This window comes from Streptomyces sp. NPDC031100, assembly GCF_055570785.1.
Map to the genome: position 1 here is coordinate 20,285 of NZ_JBVIGN010000022.1, position 13,677 is coordinate 33,961.

Sequence of the window (13,677 nt, forward strand, 5' to 3'; positions counted from 1 at the left end):
CGTCCTGATATAGCGCGGTCCGGTCGGCCACGCCCGCTCGGCTCGTCCGTTCGGGTGTACGCGTCACACGTGGGCAGGCAGCGGATCGCCGCGCAGCACGCTGTAGACGACACCGTCCCGCCACTTCCCGTCCCGGAAGACGATGCCACGCAGTATGCCCGTGCGGGCGACGGGAGTTGGACATGAGGAGGGGCCACCGGTGCTGGCCCGGTGGCCCCTCCTCTCCCCTCCTGATGCATGCCCGGTCCGTCACTAGCGGGGCAGCACCACGACATACGCGGCCGGGTCGCGGTCGCCGGACGCCATCAGGGCCGTGCGGACCACGGTCGCCTGTTGCTCCAGGGACTCCCGGAGCTTCTTGGGGGTGATGTAGACGACCGTGATCCCCAGGCGCTCCAAGTGCTCCCGCTTGCGGGCGTATTCCGACCACAGGGCGTCCTCGTCCTGGCGCGGGGCCCGGGTGTCGAGCTCGACGGCCACCGCCTGCTCGGGCCAGTAGGCGTCCAGGCCGCCGAGGTGGGGGCCGCCGGGCAGGCGCAGGTCCACGTTCCAGACCGGGTCGGGCAGGCCGTACTCGCTGACCATCCGGTAGAGGCGGTCCTCGGCGATCGCCCGGCCCTCGGCCAGCAGCGAGTCCACCGCGTCCACCACGTGCGGGCGGTTCAGCAGCTTCGCCACGGTCAACTCCCGTACCACCGACGCCGGTTCGCAGTGTCCGGCGCGCACCGCCTCGGTCAGCAGCCGGCGCACCGCCCCCGCGTCCGTCAGCTCGGCCACCGCGTCCGCGAGTGCGCGCGGCACCGGCGCCACCGGCAGGCCCGTCACCGCGCGGGGAGTGGGGAGGGAAGGGGTGCGCAGGACGCGGACGTAGCCCGCGGAGCGCAGGCGGCGCAGACGGGGGACGAGCACGTCGACGCGGTCCAGGGAGAGCAGCGGCGGGGTGGAGGAGAACCCGTGCAGGGTCAGCGCCGCCAGACCCGTGATCACCGCGTCCGCGTACACCGGGCGGTGGGGCTCGTCCGCGGTGGGCTGGGCCGGGACGCCCGGGGCCGACTCCTTCGCCGCGTACAGCAGGGCCCCGTGCAGACGCTCCTCGCTGGTCGGCGGGCCGGGGTGGAGCAGGACCACGTTCGGCAGCAGCAGCTGCCAGGGGCCGCCGGGGCGGCACTGTTCGTTCAGCTCGGCCGTGGAGACGCCGTGGGAGCGGAGCTGAGTCGCCGTCAGAACGCGGCGGTGCACCTCGGAGAGGTGGCGAAGGGGGCGGGGGGAGAGCGGGGTGTTGTGCGTCATGGCCTCGGGATTCCCGCGCCCCGTCCCACCCTTAACCGCTGTTACACGGCCGTCGATAAATGCGGACAAGCCGGTACTAAAGGACAGTTGTTCGGGTGCCGAGTAGGCAGGGAAAACCCCTGGTCCAATCGGGTGCGGACCAGGGGTTACGGCTGCTATTGCCTGAATTCCGTAACGGTCACCGAGGCGCCGACCTCAGGCCAAAGCTCAGGCGCCGGCCGCCGCCGCGTCGCACGCCTGGGCGCGCAGCGCCCGCGCCAGGTCGTCCCGCGCCTCCAGCACCAGCCGGCGCAGCGCCGGCGCCGCGTCCGCGTGGGACTCGAGCCACGCGTCCGTCGCGTCCAGCGTCTCCTGGCGGTCCTGGAAGCCGGGGAACAGACCCCGTACGACGTCCATGCCGATCTGGATCGACCGCTCCTGCCACACCCGCTCGATCACCGCGAAGTACTTCTCGGCGTACGGTGCCGTCAGCTCCCGCTGCGAGGGCTGGTCGAAGCCCGCGATCGTCGCCTCCACCAGCGCGTTGGACAGGGCCTCGGACTCCACGACCTGAGCCCAGGCCTGCGCCTTGACCGCCGCCGACGGGCGGGCCGCCAGACAGCGGACCTGGTGGCGCTTGCCGGACGCCGTGTCGTCGCGGGTCAGTTCGGCCGCGAGGACGGACTCGTCCGCCACGCCGTGGGCCGCCAGCGGCTCCAGGAACGCCCAGCGCAGCTCCTGGTCCACGTCCAGGCCCTCGACCGTCTCCGTGCCGTCCAACAGGCCCTTCAGCAGGGCGAGGTCCGTCTCGCCGGCGGCGACCGTGGCGAAGAACCGCGCCCAGGCCAGCTGGTGCTCGCTGCCCGGCTCCGCCGCCTCCAGCTCCCGCAGCGCGCCCTCGGCGAGCAGCTCCTCGCCGGTCGCGCGCCACTGCGGGGCCGCGTAGTGCACCAGCGCCGAGTTCGTCCACGTGTGCAGCATCTGGAGCACGCCGATGTCGGACTCCCGGCCCGCGAACCGCAGCACCAGGTCCACGAAGTCCCGCGTCGGCAGCAGCGCGTCCCGTGTCATGTTCCACAGCGCCGACCAGCACAGGGCGCGGGCCAGCGGGTCGGTCAGCGCCCCCAGGTGCTCGCGCAGGGTGGCCAGCGAGGTCACGTCGAAGCGGATCTTGCAGTAGGTCAGGTCGTCGTCGTTGACCAGCACCAGCTCCGGGGCCTCGGCGCCGGCCAGCTCCGCCACGACCGTACGCGGACCCTCGACGTCCGTCTCCACGCGCGCGTACCGCTCCAGTGCGCCCTCGGCCGTGCGCCGGTACAGGCCCACCGCGGTCCGGTGCGGGCGCTCCTCGGGGTGCGACTCCGGCGCCTCCTGCACCACCGCCAGCTCGGCCACCCGGCCCTCGGCGTCCAGCAGCACCTGCGGGGTCAGGGAGTTCACCCCGGCCGTCTGCAGCCAGGAGCGGGCCCACGTGGTCATGTCCCGGCCGCTGGTCTCCGCCAGCACCGACAGCAGGTCGCCCAGGCGCGTGTTGCCGTACGCGTTCCGCTTGAAGTAGCGGCGGGCGCCCTCCAGGAAGGCCTCCTCACCGGCGTACGCCACCAGCTGCTTCAGCACGGAGGCGCCCTTGGCGTACGTGATGCCGTCGAAGTTGAGCTTGGCGTCCTGCAGGTCGCGGATGTCGGCTGTGATCGGGTGCGTGGAGGGCAGCTGGTCCGCGCGGTAGGCCCAGGCCTTGCGGCGGTTGGCGAAGGTGATCCAGGCGTCGGTGAAGCGGGTCGCGCCGACGCATCCGAACGTGCCCATGAAGTCCGCGAAGGACTCCTTCAGCCACAGGTCGTCCCACCACACCATGGTGACCAGGTCGCCGAACCACATGTGCGCCATCTCGTGCAGGATGACGTTGGCCCGCGCCTCGTAGGACGCCTGCGTCACCTTGCCGCGGAAGATGTACTCCTCCCGGAAGGTCACCATCCCCGGGTTCTCCATCGCGCCCAGGTTGTACTCGGGCACGAACGCCTGGTCGTACTTCCCGAACGGGTACGGGTAGTCGAAGTGCTCGTGGAAGAAGTCCAGGCCCTGCTTGGTCACCAGGAAGACGTCGTCCGCGTCGAAGTGCGGGGCGAGACCCTTGCGACACATCGCGCCGAGCGGGATCTCCAGCTTCGTCCCGTCCTCGAACACGCGCTCGTAGGAGTCCGTCACATAGTGGTACGGCCCCGCCACCACGCAGGTGATGTACGTCGAGATCGGCTTCGTCTCCGCGAACCGCCAGGCGCCGTCGACCAGTTCGCCGGCGCCGTTGCTCCACACGGTCCAGCCCTCGGGCGCCTGCGCCTCGAAGCGGTACGGCGCCTTGAGGTCCGGCTGCTCGAAGTTCGCGAAGACGCGGCGGGCGTCGGCCGGCTCGTACTGGGTGTAGAGGTAGACCTCGCCGTCCTCGGGGTCCACGAAGCGGTGCATGCCCTCGCCGGTGCGGGAGTAGGCGCACTGCGCGTCGACCGTCAGCTCGTTCTCCGCGGCCAGGTCCTCCAGGGTGATCCGGGAGCCGTCGAAGACCTCGCCGGGGTCGAGGTCCTTCCCGTTGAGAACGACGGACGTCACGCTCGGCGCGATCAGGTCGGCGAAGCTGGACGCCCCCGGCTCGTTGCAGCGGAACCTGATCGTGGTCACCGAGCGGAAGGTGCGCGGCTCCCCGTTCCCGTCGCCGACCGCGGACCTGAGGTCCAGCGCCACGTCGTACCCGTCGACGGACAGCAGGGCGGCCCGCTCCCGGGCCTCGTCGCGGGTCAGATTCTCACCGGGCACGGGCGGCACTCCCTCGTGTTCGCTTGGATGGGGTGGAACAGGACCGATCCTGCCACGCGCCCCTGACACGGGGCACCAGGGAATGAGGGTGGCGGGGGGAATGTTGCTTCTTCAAAAGCCCTTTTGCTGAGGAGAAGCATGTCCGAGACCGTGACCGCGTCGGGCAAGACCCCCGTGGACTTCTGGTTCGACCCGCTGTGCCCCTGGGCCTGGATGACCTCCCGCTGGGTGCTGGAGGTGGAGAAGGTCCGGGACATCGAGGTCCGCTGGCACATCATGAGCCTCGCCGTCCTCAACGAGGACAAGCTGGACGAGCTGCCCGAGGAGTACCGGGAGATGCTCGCCACCAAGGCGTGGCAGCCCGTGCGCGTGGTCACCGCGGCCTGGCAGAAGCACGGCGCCGACATCCTCGGCCCCCTCTACACCGCGCTCGGCACCCGGATCCACAACAACGGCGAGGGACCGACCCTGGAGGCCGTCGCCGGTGCCCTCGCGGACGTCGGCCTGCCCGCCGAGCTCATCGAGTACGCCGAGCAGGAGAACTTCGAGTTCGACGCCGAGCTGCGCGCCTCCCACAAGGAGGGCATCGAGAAGGTCGGCCAGGACGTCGGCACCCCGGTCATCGCGGTCCCCGGCCCCGACGGCGAGCAGATCGCCTTCTTCGGCCCGGTCGTCACCCCCGCCCCGAAGGGCGAGGAGGCGGCCCGCCTGTGGGACGGCACCCTCGCCGTGGCCTCCGTACCCGGCTTCTACGAGATCAAGCGGACCCGCACCAAGGGCCCGGACTTCAGCAACCTGTAGGCGGCTGCAGCAGGCTGTGTGCGGTTGCACCGCACGGAAGACCCCCGCGAGTCACGTCCTCGCGGGGGTCTTCTTTCATCCGCCTGCCAGCGTGAAGGGTGAGAAGACGATCACGAGGCAGGACGACTCAGGGGGTGAGCAGCAGGACGTCCGCACGGGACTTGGCGGCCTGGTGACGGCGGGCCACGTCCTGCCAGTCGACCACCTGCCACATCGCCTCGATGAAGTCCACCTTCTGGTTGCGGTACTGGAGGTAGAAGGCGTGCTCCCAGGCGTCGAAGACCAGGACCGGGGTCGAGCCCTGGCCGACGTTGCCCTGGTGGTCGTAGACCTGCTCGACGATCAGCCGCCCGCTCAGCGGCTCGTACGCCAGTACGCCCCAGCCCGAACCCTGCGTGGTGGCCGCCGCCTTGGACAGCTGTGTCCTGAACGCCGCGAAGGATCCGAAGGACTCCTTGATCGCCTCCGCCAGCTCGCCCACACCGTCCTGTGCCAGCGGCTCGCCGCCGCCGTCCTTCGGGCCGGTCATGTTCTGCCAGTAGATGCTGTGCAGGATGTGCCCGGAGAGGTGGAAGGCGAGGTTCTTCTCCAGACCGTTGATCGAGGCCCACGCCTCCTTGTCCCGTGCCTCGGCGAGCTGCTCCAGCGTGTCGTTGGCGCCCTTCACATAGGCCGCGTGGTGCTTGTCGTGGTGCAGCTCGATGATCTCGGGGCTGATCACGGGGGCGAGCGCGGAGTAGTCGTAGGGCAGGTCGGGCAGCGTGTAGACGGGCATGGGTGTCCCTTCAGAACCTCTTATTGCAAAGAGCTTGCAACTACACGCTAGCAACAAAAAGACCCCCGCGGCTGCACCGCGGGGGTCTTTCGGGAGGGGCTCGCAGGGGAGGGGCGAGGTCAGGACCTGGCGCGCACCCGCTGCCAGGTGTAGCCCACGGCCGCGAGGAGCAGCGTCATCCCGCCGGTCGAGTACAGCTGCACCCGCGTGTCCGCCTCACGGGCCATCAGTACGAAGATCGCCGCCATGCCGGCCAGGGCGACCCAGGTGAGGAACGGGAACGCCCACATCCGTACGACCAGCTTCTCGGGCGTCTCCCGCTCCACGCGGCGGCGCAGCAGCAGCTGGGAGACCGCGATGAAGATCCAGACGACGAGGATCACCGCGCCGATCATGTTCAGCAGCCACGGGAAGACGTCGTCGGGCCGCCAGTAGCTGAGCAGCACGCACACGAAGCCGAACACGCAGGACACGAGCACGGCGATCCGCGGGACTCCGCCCGACACCCCGGCCAGGACCTTGGGGCCCTGCCCCCGCTCCACCAGGGAGTAGGCGATGCGCGAGGAGCCGTAGATGTTGGCGTTCATCGCCGACAGGAGGGCCACCAGCACCACGACGTTCATCAGCTGGCCGGCGCCCGGGATGCCGATGTGGTCCAGGGCGGCGACGTACGGGCCCTTCTCCACCACGGCCTTGGAGTCCCAGGGGACCAGGGTCACGATGACCGCCATCGAGCCGATGTAGAACAGCGCGATGCGCCACATCGCCGTGCGGACGGCGCTCGCCACGCCCTTGACCGGGTTCTCCGACTCGGCCGCCGCGATGGTGACCGTCTCGATGCCGCCGTAGGCGAAGACGGAGGCGAGCAGGCCGATGATCAGGCCGTTGCCGCCGTGTGGGAGGAAGTCGGTGAGGTTCGAGGCGCCCGGGGAGTCCGTGCCCGGCAGGACCCCGGCGATCGCGAGGACACCGAGGACCAGGAACAGGGAGATCGCGCCCACCTTCAGCGCGGCGAACCAGAACTCGAACTCGCCGAAGTTCTTCACCGCGGCGAGGTTCGTGGCGAGGAAGACCACCATGAAGAGGGCCACCCAGGCCCACTCCGGCGTCCCGGGCAGCCAGCCCGTGACGATCTTCGCGGCACCGATGCCCTCCAGGCCGACGGCCGTGCACAGCAGGACCCAGAAGGACCAGCCCGCCGTGAAGCCGGCCCAGGGGCCCATCGCCCGCTCGGCGTGCGCGGAGAAGGAACCCGAGGACGGGTAGGCGGCCGACATCTCGCCCAGCATCCGCATCACCAGCATCACCAGGAGGCCGGAGAGGGTGTAGGCGATCACGATCGAGGGACCGGCGGCGGCGATGCCCGCGCCGGAACCGACGAACAGGCCGGCGCCGATGACGCCGCCGAGGGCGATCATCGACAAGTGGCGCTGCTTGAGACCGTGGGAGAGGGAGGCCTGCTCCCGCTGCTGCGGGGGCGTCTCCGTGGTGGTGCTGGGCATCGGTGCGGCTCGTCCAGTGCAATAGATGGGCAAAAACGCCCACAGTCTGGGCGGCCCGTCCGCTCTCACGAACGAGCCGCCCAGTATGCGGACACCCACTCCACGCAGAGTGATGCGGCGGTTACGCCGCCACGGGTGTGTAGTGCGAGGCGTCACCCTCGATCGAGTAGCTCTCCTTGCCCTCGATACCGACCGGGACGTCACCGGCGACGGTCACCCGGTGCAGCCGGCGCGGCCGCCCGTCGTAGTTGTCGATGGCGTAGTGCTGGGTGATGCGGTTGTCGAAGAGGACCAGCTGGTGCTCCGACCAGCGCCAGCGCAGGATGTTCTCCGGGCGGGTGACGTACGCCTGGAGCAGGTCGAGGACCTTGCGGGACTCGCCCACCGACAGGCCGACGATCCGCTGCGCGAACCCGCCGATGAACAGCCCGCGCTCGCCGGTCAGCGGGTGCACGCGGACCACCGGGTGGGCGGTGCGGTACTTGATGGAGGTGAACTGGGCGCGCTGGGCCGCCTTCTCCTCGTCGACCTCCTCGTCCGGCACCGCGTAGTCGTAGTCGTTGGTGTGCTCCGCCCACAGCGAGTCGGCCAGCCGGCGCAGCGGCTCGGGCAGGTCGCGGTAGGCGGCCGCCGCGTTGGCGATCAGGGTCTCGCCGCCGTACGGCGGCACGGTGATCGAGCGCAGGGTGCTGGCCTGCGGCGGGTTGAGGACGAAGGTGACGTCGGTGTGCCAGTGGTTGGCGCGGCCCCGCTCGCTGTCCACGGGCAGCACGTTCGGGGCGCCCTCGACGGCACCGACCGTCGGGTGGGCGGTGGTGAGGTCGCCGAGGTGGCGGGCGAAGGCCTGCTGGCCCGCGTCGTCCAGACCGGCGACGTCGAAGACGAGCGCCTTGTGGACGTTCAGGGCCTCGCGGATCGCGGCGACCTGCTCCGGGGCGAGCGGCTTCGAGATGTCGACGCCGGAGACCCGGGCGCCGATGCGTGCGGTGACCTTGGTGATCTCGAGGGACATGGCGGGTCCTTTCACACGAGGGCAGCGGTGTGCTGATTGGCGGGGCGGGGGAGGCCGTAGCGCTCCCGGAGGGTCTGGCGGGGGCGGCCGTCGTACTCCGCGCGGAGCAGGCCGCGGGTGCGCAGGATCGGGACGACGTGCTCGACGAAGGCCTCCAGGCCGGAGGGCAGCACGGCCGGCATGATGTTGAAGCCGTCGGCGGCGCCCCGCGTGAACCAGGTCTCGATCTGGTCGGCGACCTGCTCGGGCGTCCCGGCGAAGGTGAGGTGCCCGCGTCCGCCGCCGAGCCGTCCGATCAGCTGCCGTACGGTCAGCCGGTCGCGCCGGGCCAGCTCCACGATGAGCGTGTAGCGGCTCTTGGCGCCCTCGATGGCGGACTCGGGCGGCAGGTCGGCGGGGAGCGGGGCGTCCAGCTCCAGGGTTCCGGGCGGCAGGTGCAGCAGGCTCTCCAGGCGGCCCACTCCGTGGTCGTACACGATGTGGTCCTCCAGCAGCTGCTCGGCGGCCCGTGCCTCGGCCTCCGTCGAGCCGATCACCGGGACGATGCCGGGCAGCACCTTGATGTGGTCGGGGTTCCTCCCGGCCTGCGCGGTACGGGACTTGAGGTCCCCGTAGAAGTCCTGCGCGTCCCGCAGCGTCTGCTGGGCGGTGAACACCGCCTCCGCGTACCGGGCGGCGAACGCCTTGCCGTCCTCGCTCGACCCCGCCTGCACGAGCAGCGGGTAACCCTGGGGTGTGCGCGGCACGTTGAGCGCGCCCTCGACGCTGAAGTACGTCCCCTGGTGGCGGGGCGGATGGATCTTGGTGTCGTCGCCCCAGACCCCGGCCGCCTTGTCGGCGACGATCGCGTCGTCCTCCCAGCTGTCCCACAGCTTCAGGGCCACGTCCAGGAACTCGGCGGCGCGGGCGTACCGCTCGGCGTGCGCGGGCTCTTCGGCGAGCCCGAAGTTGCGGGCGGCCTCGGCGCCGGCGGTGGTGACGATGTTCCAGCCCGCCCGGCCGCCGCTGATGATGTCCAGCGAGGCGAACTTGCGGGCCAGGTTGTAGGGGGAGTTGTAGGAGGTGGAGGCGGTGGCGATCAGACCGATGTGCTCGGTGGCCGTCGCCAGCGCGGTCAGCAGGGTGAGCGGTTCCAGGGCGCCGGCCGGGCGCTGGGCGACGCTGCCCCACAGGTGCGGGCCGTCGGCGAGGAAGAGGGAGTCGAAGGTGCCGCGCTCGGCGATCCGGGCCAGCCGCACGTAGTGGTCCAGCTCGACGTGCGCGTACGGGTCGCTCTCCGGCAGCCGCCACGAGGCCTCGTGGTGGCCGGTGTTCATCAGGAACGCGTTGAGGTGGAGCCTTCTCAGTGTCACCGATGATCCTCCGTGACGCCCAGCGCGGCCAGCAGCCGCTCGCGGTATTCGCCCAGTACCGGCTCGCGGTAGGAGCGCGGGTGGGGACGGTCGATGGTCAGGTCGAGGCCGATACGGCCCTGGTCCAGGACGAGGACCCGGTCGGCGAGCACGATCGCCTCGTCCACGTCGTGGGTGACGAGCAGCACGGAGGGCCGGTGGCGCTCCCACAGCTCGCGCAGCAGGTGGTGCATCCGGATCCGGGTGAGCGCGTCCAGCGCCCCGAACGGCTCGTCGGCCAGCAGGAGTTCGGGCTCGCGGACCAGGGAGCGGGCGAGCGCGGCCCGCTGTGCCTCGCCACCGGACAGTTCGCCCGGCCAGGCCCGCTCGCGGCCCTTCAGACCGACCTCCGCCAGTGCCGAACGGCCACGCTCGAACGCGTCCTTGCCGTCCAGGCCGAGGAGCACGTTGTCCAGCACCCGCCGCCAGGGCAGCAGCCGGGAGTCCTGGAAGACCACGGACACCCGCTCGGGCGCGGTGAGCTGCCCGCTGCCCGCGACCCCGTGGTCGAGGCCCGCGACGGCCCTGAGCAGCGTGCTCTTGCCCGAGCCGCTGTGCCCGAGCAGGGCCGTGAACTGCCCGGCGGGCAGATCGAGGTCGATGCCGTCGAGGACCGTACGCCCCTCGAACGACCGGGTCAGGCCCCGCAGCTGGACGGCGGGCCGGGTCAGCTGCTCAGTGTGCGGCGCCATGACAGCACCCTCCGTTCGATCAGACGGACCACGCTGTCGGAGACCAGGCCGAAGATGCCGTAGATCAGCAGGCCGACCAGGATGACGTCGGTCTGGCCGTAGTTCTGCGCCTGGAACATCAGGTAGCCGAGGCCGCTGGTGGCGTTGATCTGCTCCAGGACCACCAGGCCCAGCCAGGAGCCGGTGACGCCGAGCCGGAGTCCCACGAAGAATCCGGGCAGCGCCCCGGGGATCACGACCTGCCGGATGAAGGCCAGCCTCGACAGACCCTGCACCTCGGCGAGTTCGACGTACCGGCTGTCGATCCCGGACAGTGCGGCGTGCGTGTTCAGATAGATCGGGATGTAGACGACGATCGCGATGATGGCGATCTTGAAGGTCTCCCCGATGCCCAGCCAGAGGATGAACAGCGGGATCAGACCCAGGGTCGGGATCGCCCGGTTGAGCTGCACGGTCCCGTCGATCAGCGCCTCCCCGGCCCGGCTGAGCCCGGAGGCGAGGGCGAGGGCGACCCCGGCGGTCAGGCCGATCGCGAAGCCGTACGCGGCCCGCTGCAGCGAGGTCAGTACGTCGGTGGGCAGCGTGCCGTCGGTCCACAGGTGGGCGCCCGTCCGCAGCACGGTCCAGGGGGCCGGAATGGCACCCGGGTCGAGCGCTCCGGCGGCCGAGGCGGCGGCCCACAGGGCGAGGACCAGCAGCGGGCCGGCCAGCCGGGCGGCGGGCAGCCGGCGGCCGGGGGAGAGGCGGCGGCGCCGGCGGACCTGGGGGAGTTCCCCGGCGGCCAGGGTCGCCGCGGAGGTCGTCGTCGTGGTCACGGCGCTCACCTCCGGTACTCCGCCGGTACGGCCTTGGCGGCGATGGACTCGAAGCGGTGGTCGAAGAGCGAGGAGACGTCGAACTTCTTCACGAAGCCGCCCTCGGCGAGCAGATCGGCGGTCTCCTGCTCCCACTGGATGGCCTCGTCCCAACTGGGCGGGAACAGCGGCTTGTTGGCGAGCTTGGCGATGCCCCGCGCCTGCTCAGGGGTGAGGTTCTGCGTCTTGACGTAGAACTCCTCGTTCCACACGTCCGGGTGCTCGTACTGCCACACCTGGCCCTTGGCCCACTGGGGGATGTACGCGGCGATCGCGGCGGCCTTCGCCGGGTCGTTCAGCACGGACTGCGGCGCCCACAGCAGGTTGAGCAGGTCGACGACGTCGGTGGGGATGGTGTGGGCGCCCTTGCCCCCGTACTGCTTGAGGTAGGCGGGTGCCTGGCTGTTGGCGAGCGGGGCAATGTCCACCTGCCCGGACTGCAGGGCGGTCAGGAACTGGTTGCTGGTCAGCGGGACCAGCTTCACCTCGTCGTACTTCAGGCCCGCCTTCTTCAGCGCCCGCAGGAGTACGACACCCTGCGCCTGCCCCTGGGAGAAGGCGAGCTTCCTGCCCTTGAAGTCCTCGACCGTGCGGATGTCGCTGCCCGGCTTGGTGGCGAAGAGGTAGTTGGGCTTGCGGGTGATGTCGATCGCCACGATCTTCGCGTCGAAGCCCTGGTAGTGGGCCTGGATCGGCGGAATCCCTGCGTTGTTGGCCAGGTCCAGGGACTTGGCGCGGAACGCGTTGATGACGTCCGGGCCGGCCCCGATGTTCACCCAGCTCGACACCGTGAAGGGCAGCGCGGGCAGCCTGGCCAGTCTGAACTGGAGCTGCTGCACACCCTGGTACGAGGCGACCTTCAGGCTGGTGCCGGTCGGCACCTTGTCGGCGAGCGGCTTCGTGGCCGCGCCCTTGGTGTCGGCGGCGGCGCTGCCGTGGGCGCAGCCGCTGAGACCCGCCACGGCGGCGGACGCGCCCAGCACGGAGGTGAGAAAGAGACGACGGTGCATGGGAGTACTCCCCTGAGAAAAAGGGCGGAAAGGCAGGCGGAAATCCGGGTGGGGGCAGGCCGGAAAAGAAAGAACTCACGCAACGGAAACACGCGCTTCATGCGCGGCAACGTGTCAGCAACAGAGGGTGCGACGGCTCGTGTGCGGGTTCATGGCCAGCATGTTCCCGGCCATGCGCGCCCCCTGTCAACATTCCGAGTTTCTGAATTAAATAGCCTCAGGTGAGGCGCTCAACGGGTCCCGGTACAGCACGTCCAGCACCACCGATCCGCCCGCCACCGCCAGCACGGAATCGGGAAAACTGGTCGGCAGCACGGCCGCCGCGTGGCGTATTCCGACCGCTTCCCGCAGCGCGCGCAGGCAGTCCTCGAAGTGCAGCACACCGACCTCGGTCACGACCACCGTCTCGGGATTGAGCACGTCCAGCAGCAGCCCGGCCGCCCGCCCCGTCATCCGCGCCCGCTCCACCAGCAGCCGGCGCGCCGTCGCGTCACCGCCCGCGGCCGCGGCCACCACATGCATCGGATTGCCCGAGTCGACGACCCCGGCCTCCCGCGCCCGCCGGCACAACGTTCGCTCGCTCAGCTCCACCTGGAGGCAGCCGGTGCCGCCGCAGCCGCACGGCTCGGTGCCGCCCGGCACCGGAAGATGGGCGATCGCACCGGCCTGCGAGCGGGGCCCGTGGTGCACCTCGTCGTTGGTGGCGAAGGCCGCGTCGACCACGTTGCCGACGAACAGGTGCAGCACGCTGCGGCTGCCCCGGGCCCGCCCGAACAGCCGCTCGCCGTTGACCAACGCCCGCGCGTGCCCGTCCACCTGGACCGGCAGCCCGGTGCGGGCACCGAGCAGCTCCCGCACCGGCACTTCGCGCCAGCCCAGCAGCTCGTGCTCGACCACGGTGCCCGCCTCCCGGTCCACCCAGCCGCCGACCGCGACCCCGACCCCCAGCGGCCGGCGGCCCGGAGCCTGCGCGAGCAGTGCCGCGAGGCCCTCGGCCGCCCGGGCCAGCACCCGGCCCGGATCGGTCCGGTCGTGCTTCAACCGCCGCTCGGCCACCACCCGTCCCCGCAGGTCCAGCAGCGCGACGGTGGTGTACGGCACGGCCACGTGCACCCCGCCGACCACGAACCCCTCCCGGTCGAGGTCGACCGGCACATGCGGCCGGCCCACCCCGTTCGAACGGCGGGGCGCCGCCTCCTCACGGATCAGCCCGAGCCCGGCCAGCCGGGTGCAGTGCTCGGTCACCGACGCGGGCGACAGCCCGGTCAGCCGGGCGATGGTGCTGCGCGCCACCGGCCCGTGCTCCAGCACGGACCGCAGCACGACGCTGGCACTGGTACGCCGCCGGTCGCTGTCGGCGGCACGGGGAACGGGGGAGACAAGAGTGGATGCCGCGGTACGGGGCATGGAGAACCGTCCTCGGGAACGGGGCCGACACGTCTCGGAAAGGAGAGGCGCCCCGCAGGCCGCCCCTACCCCGGGCGGCGACAGGTGGCCGTGCCCTGGCGTCGCAGGTCGACATAGCGACGCGACGTGAAGTACCGGGCCTGGGCAACCATGCGT

The 13,677-nt window shown here is 71.0% G+C and carries 11 protein-coding genes; 1 reads left to right on the forward strand and 10 read right to left on the reverse strand.

The window, feature by feature from the left end; genetic code table 11:
- Positions 1-252 precede the first annotated feature (252 nt).
- Positions 253-1,290, reverse strand: coding sequence for a hypothetical protein (locus tag ACZ5DS_RS40270; protein ID WP_468248890.1), 1,038 nt, complete (start codon positions 1,288-1,290; stop codon positions 253-255).
- A gap of 207 nt (positions 1,291-1,497) precedes the next feature.
- Positions 1,498-4,077: an aminopeptidase N gene (gene pepN / locus ACZ5DS_RS40275; protein ID WP_468248893.1), complete on the reverse strand. Its 2,580-nt coding sequence runs from the start codon at positions 4,075-4,077 to the stop codon at positions 1,498-1,500.
- A 138-nt stretch (positions 4,078-4,215) separates the two neighbouring features.
- On the opposite strand from pepN, the gene ACZ5DS_RS40280 reads away from it, so the two are divergent.
- A complete protein-coding gene (locus ACZ5DS_RS40280; protein WP_468248895.1) occupies positions 4,216-4,878 on the forward strand; it encodes a mycothiol-dependent nitroreductase Rv2466c family protein in 663 nt (220 codons plus the stop codon).
- A 127-nt stretch (positions 4,879-5,005) separates the two neighbouring features.
- On the opposite strand, the gene ACZ5DS_RS40285 is transcribed toward ACZ5DS_RS40280, so the two are convergent.
- The 8 genes from ACZ5DS_RS40285 to ACZ5DS_RS40320 all read right to left on the reverse strand — a co-directional run bounded on the left by ACZ5DS_RS40285 (position 5,006) and on the right by ACZ5DS_RS40320 (position 13,521).
- Positions 5,006-5,653: a superoxide dismutase gene (locus ACZ5DS_RS40285; protein ID WP_468248898.1), complete on the reverse strand. Its 648-nt coding sequence runs from the start codon at positions 5,651-5,653 to the stop codon at positions 5,006-5,008.
- A gap of 119 nt (positions 5,654-5,772) precedes the next feature.
- Positions 5,773-7,155, reverse strand: coding sequence for an amino acid permease (locus ACZ5DS_RS40290; protein ID WP_468248900.1), 1,383 nt, complete (start codon positions 7,153-7,155; stop codon positions 5,773-5,775).
- A 121-nt stretch (positions 7,156-7,276) separates the two neighbouring features.
- The gene (locus ACZ5DS_RS40295; RefSeq protein ID WP_468248903.1) at positions 7,277-8,167 is read right to left on the reverse strand and encodes a TauD/TfdA dioxygenase family protein; all 891 of its coding nucleotides are present in this window, start codon (positions 8,165-8,167) and stop codon (positions 7,277-7,279) included.
- A gap of 11 nt (positions 8,168-8,178) precedes the next feature.
- Entirely contained in the window at positions 8,179-9,519 is a 1,341-nt protein-coding gene (locus tag ACZ5DS_RS40300; RefSeq protein ID WP_468248906.1) for an LLM class flavin-dependent oxidoreductase, read from the reverse strand.
- Complete coding sequence (locus ACZ5DS_RS40305; protein WP_468248908.1) at positions 9,516-10,250, reverse strand: ABC transporter ATP-binding protein; 735 nt, start codon at positions 10,248-10,250, stop codon at positions 9,516-9,518. Before ACZ5DS_RS40305 ends, ACZ5DS_RS40300 begins: the two co-directional genes overlap by 4 nt.
- Positions 10,226-11,074, reverse strand: a complete 849-nt coding sequence (locus tag ACZ5DS_RS40310; RefSeq protein WP_468248911.1) for an ABC transporter permease — start codon at positions 11,072-11,074, stop codon at positions 10,226-10,228. Before ACZ5DS_RS40310 ends, ACZ5DS_RS40305 begins: the two co-directional genes overlap by 25 nt.
- Entirely contained in the window at positions 11,071-12,114 is a 1,044-nt protein-coding gene (locus ACZ5DS_RS40315) for an ABC transporter substrate-binding protein (protein ID WP_468248913.1), read from the reverse strand. Before ACZ5DS_RS40315 ends, ACZ5DS_RS40310 begins: the two co-directional genes overlap by 4 nt.
- Positions 12,115-12,321: 207 nt before the next feature.
- Positions 12,322-13,521, reverse strand: a complete 1,200-nt coding sequence (locus ACZ5DS_RS40320) for an ROK family protein (RefSeq protein ID WP_468248916.1) — start codon at positions 13,519-13,521, stop codon at positions 12,322-12,324.
- Positions 13,522-13,677 lie beyond the last annotated feature (156 nt).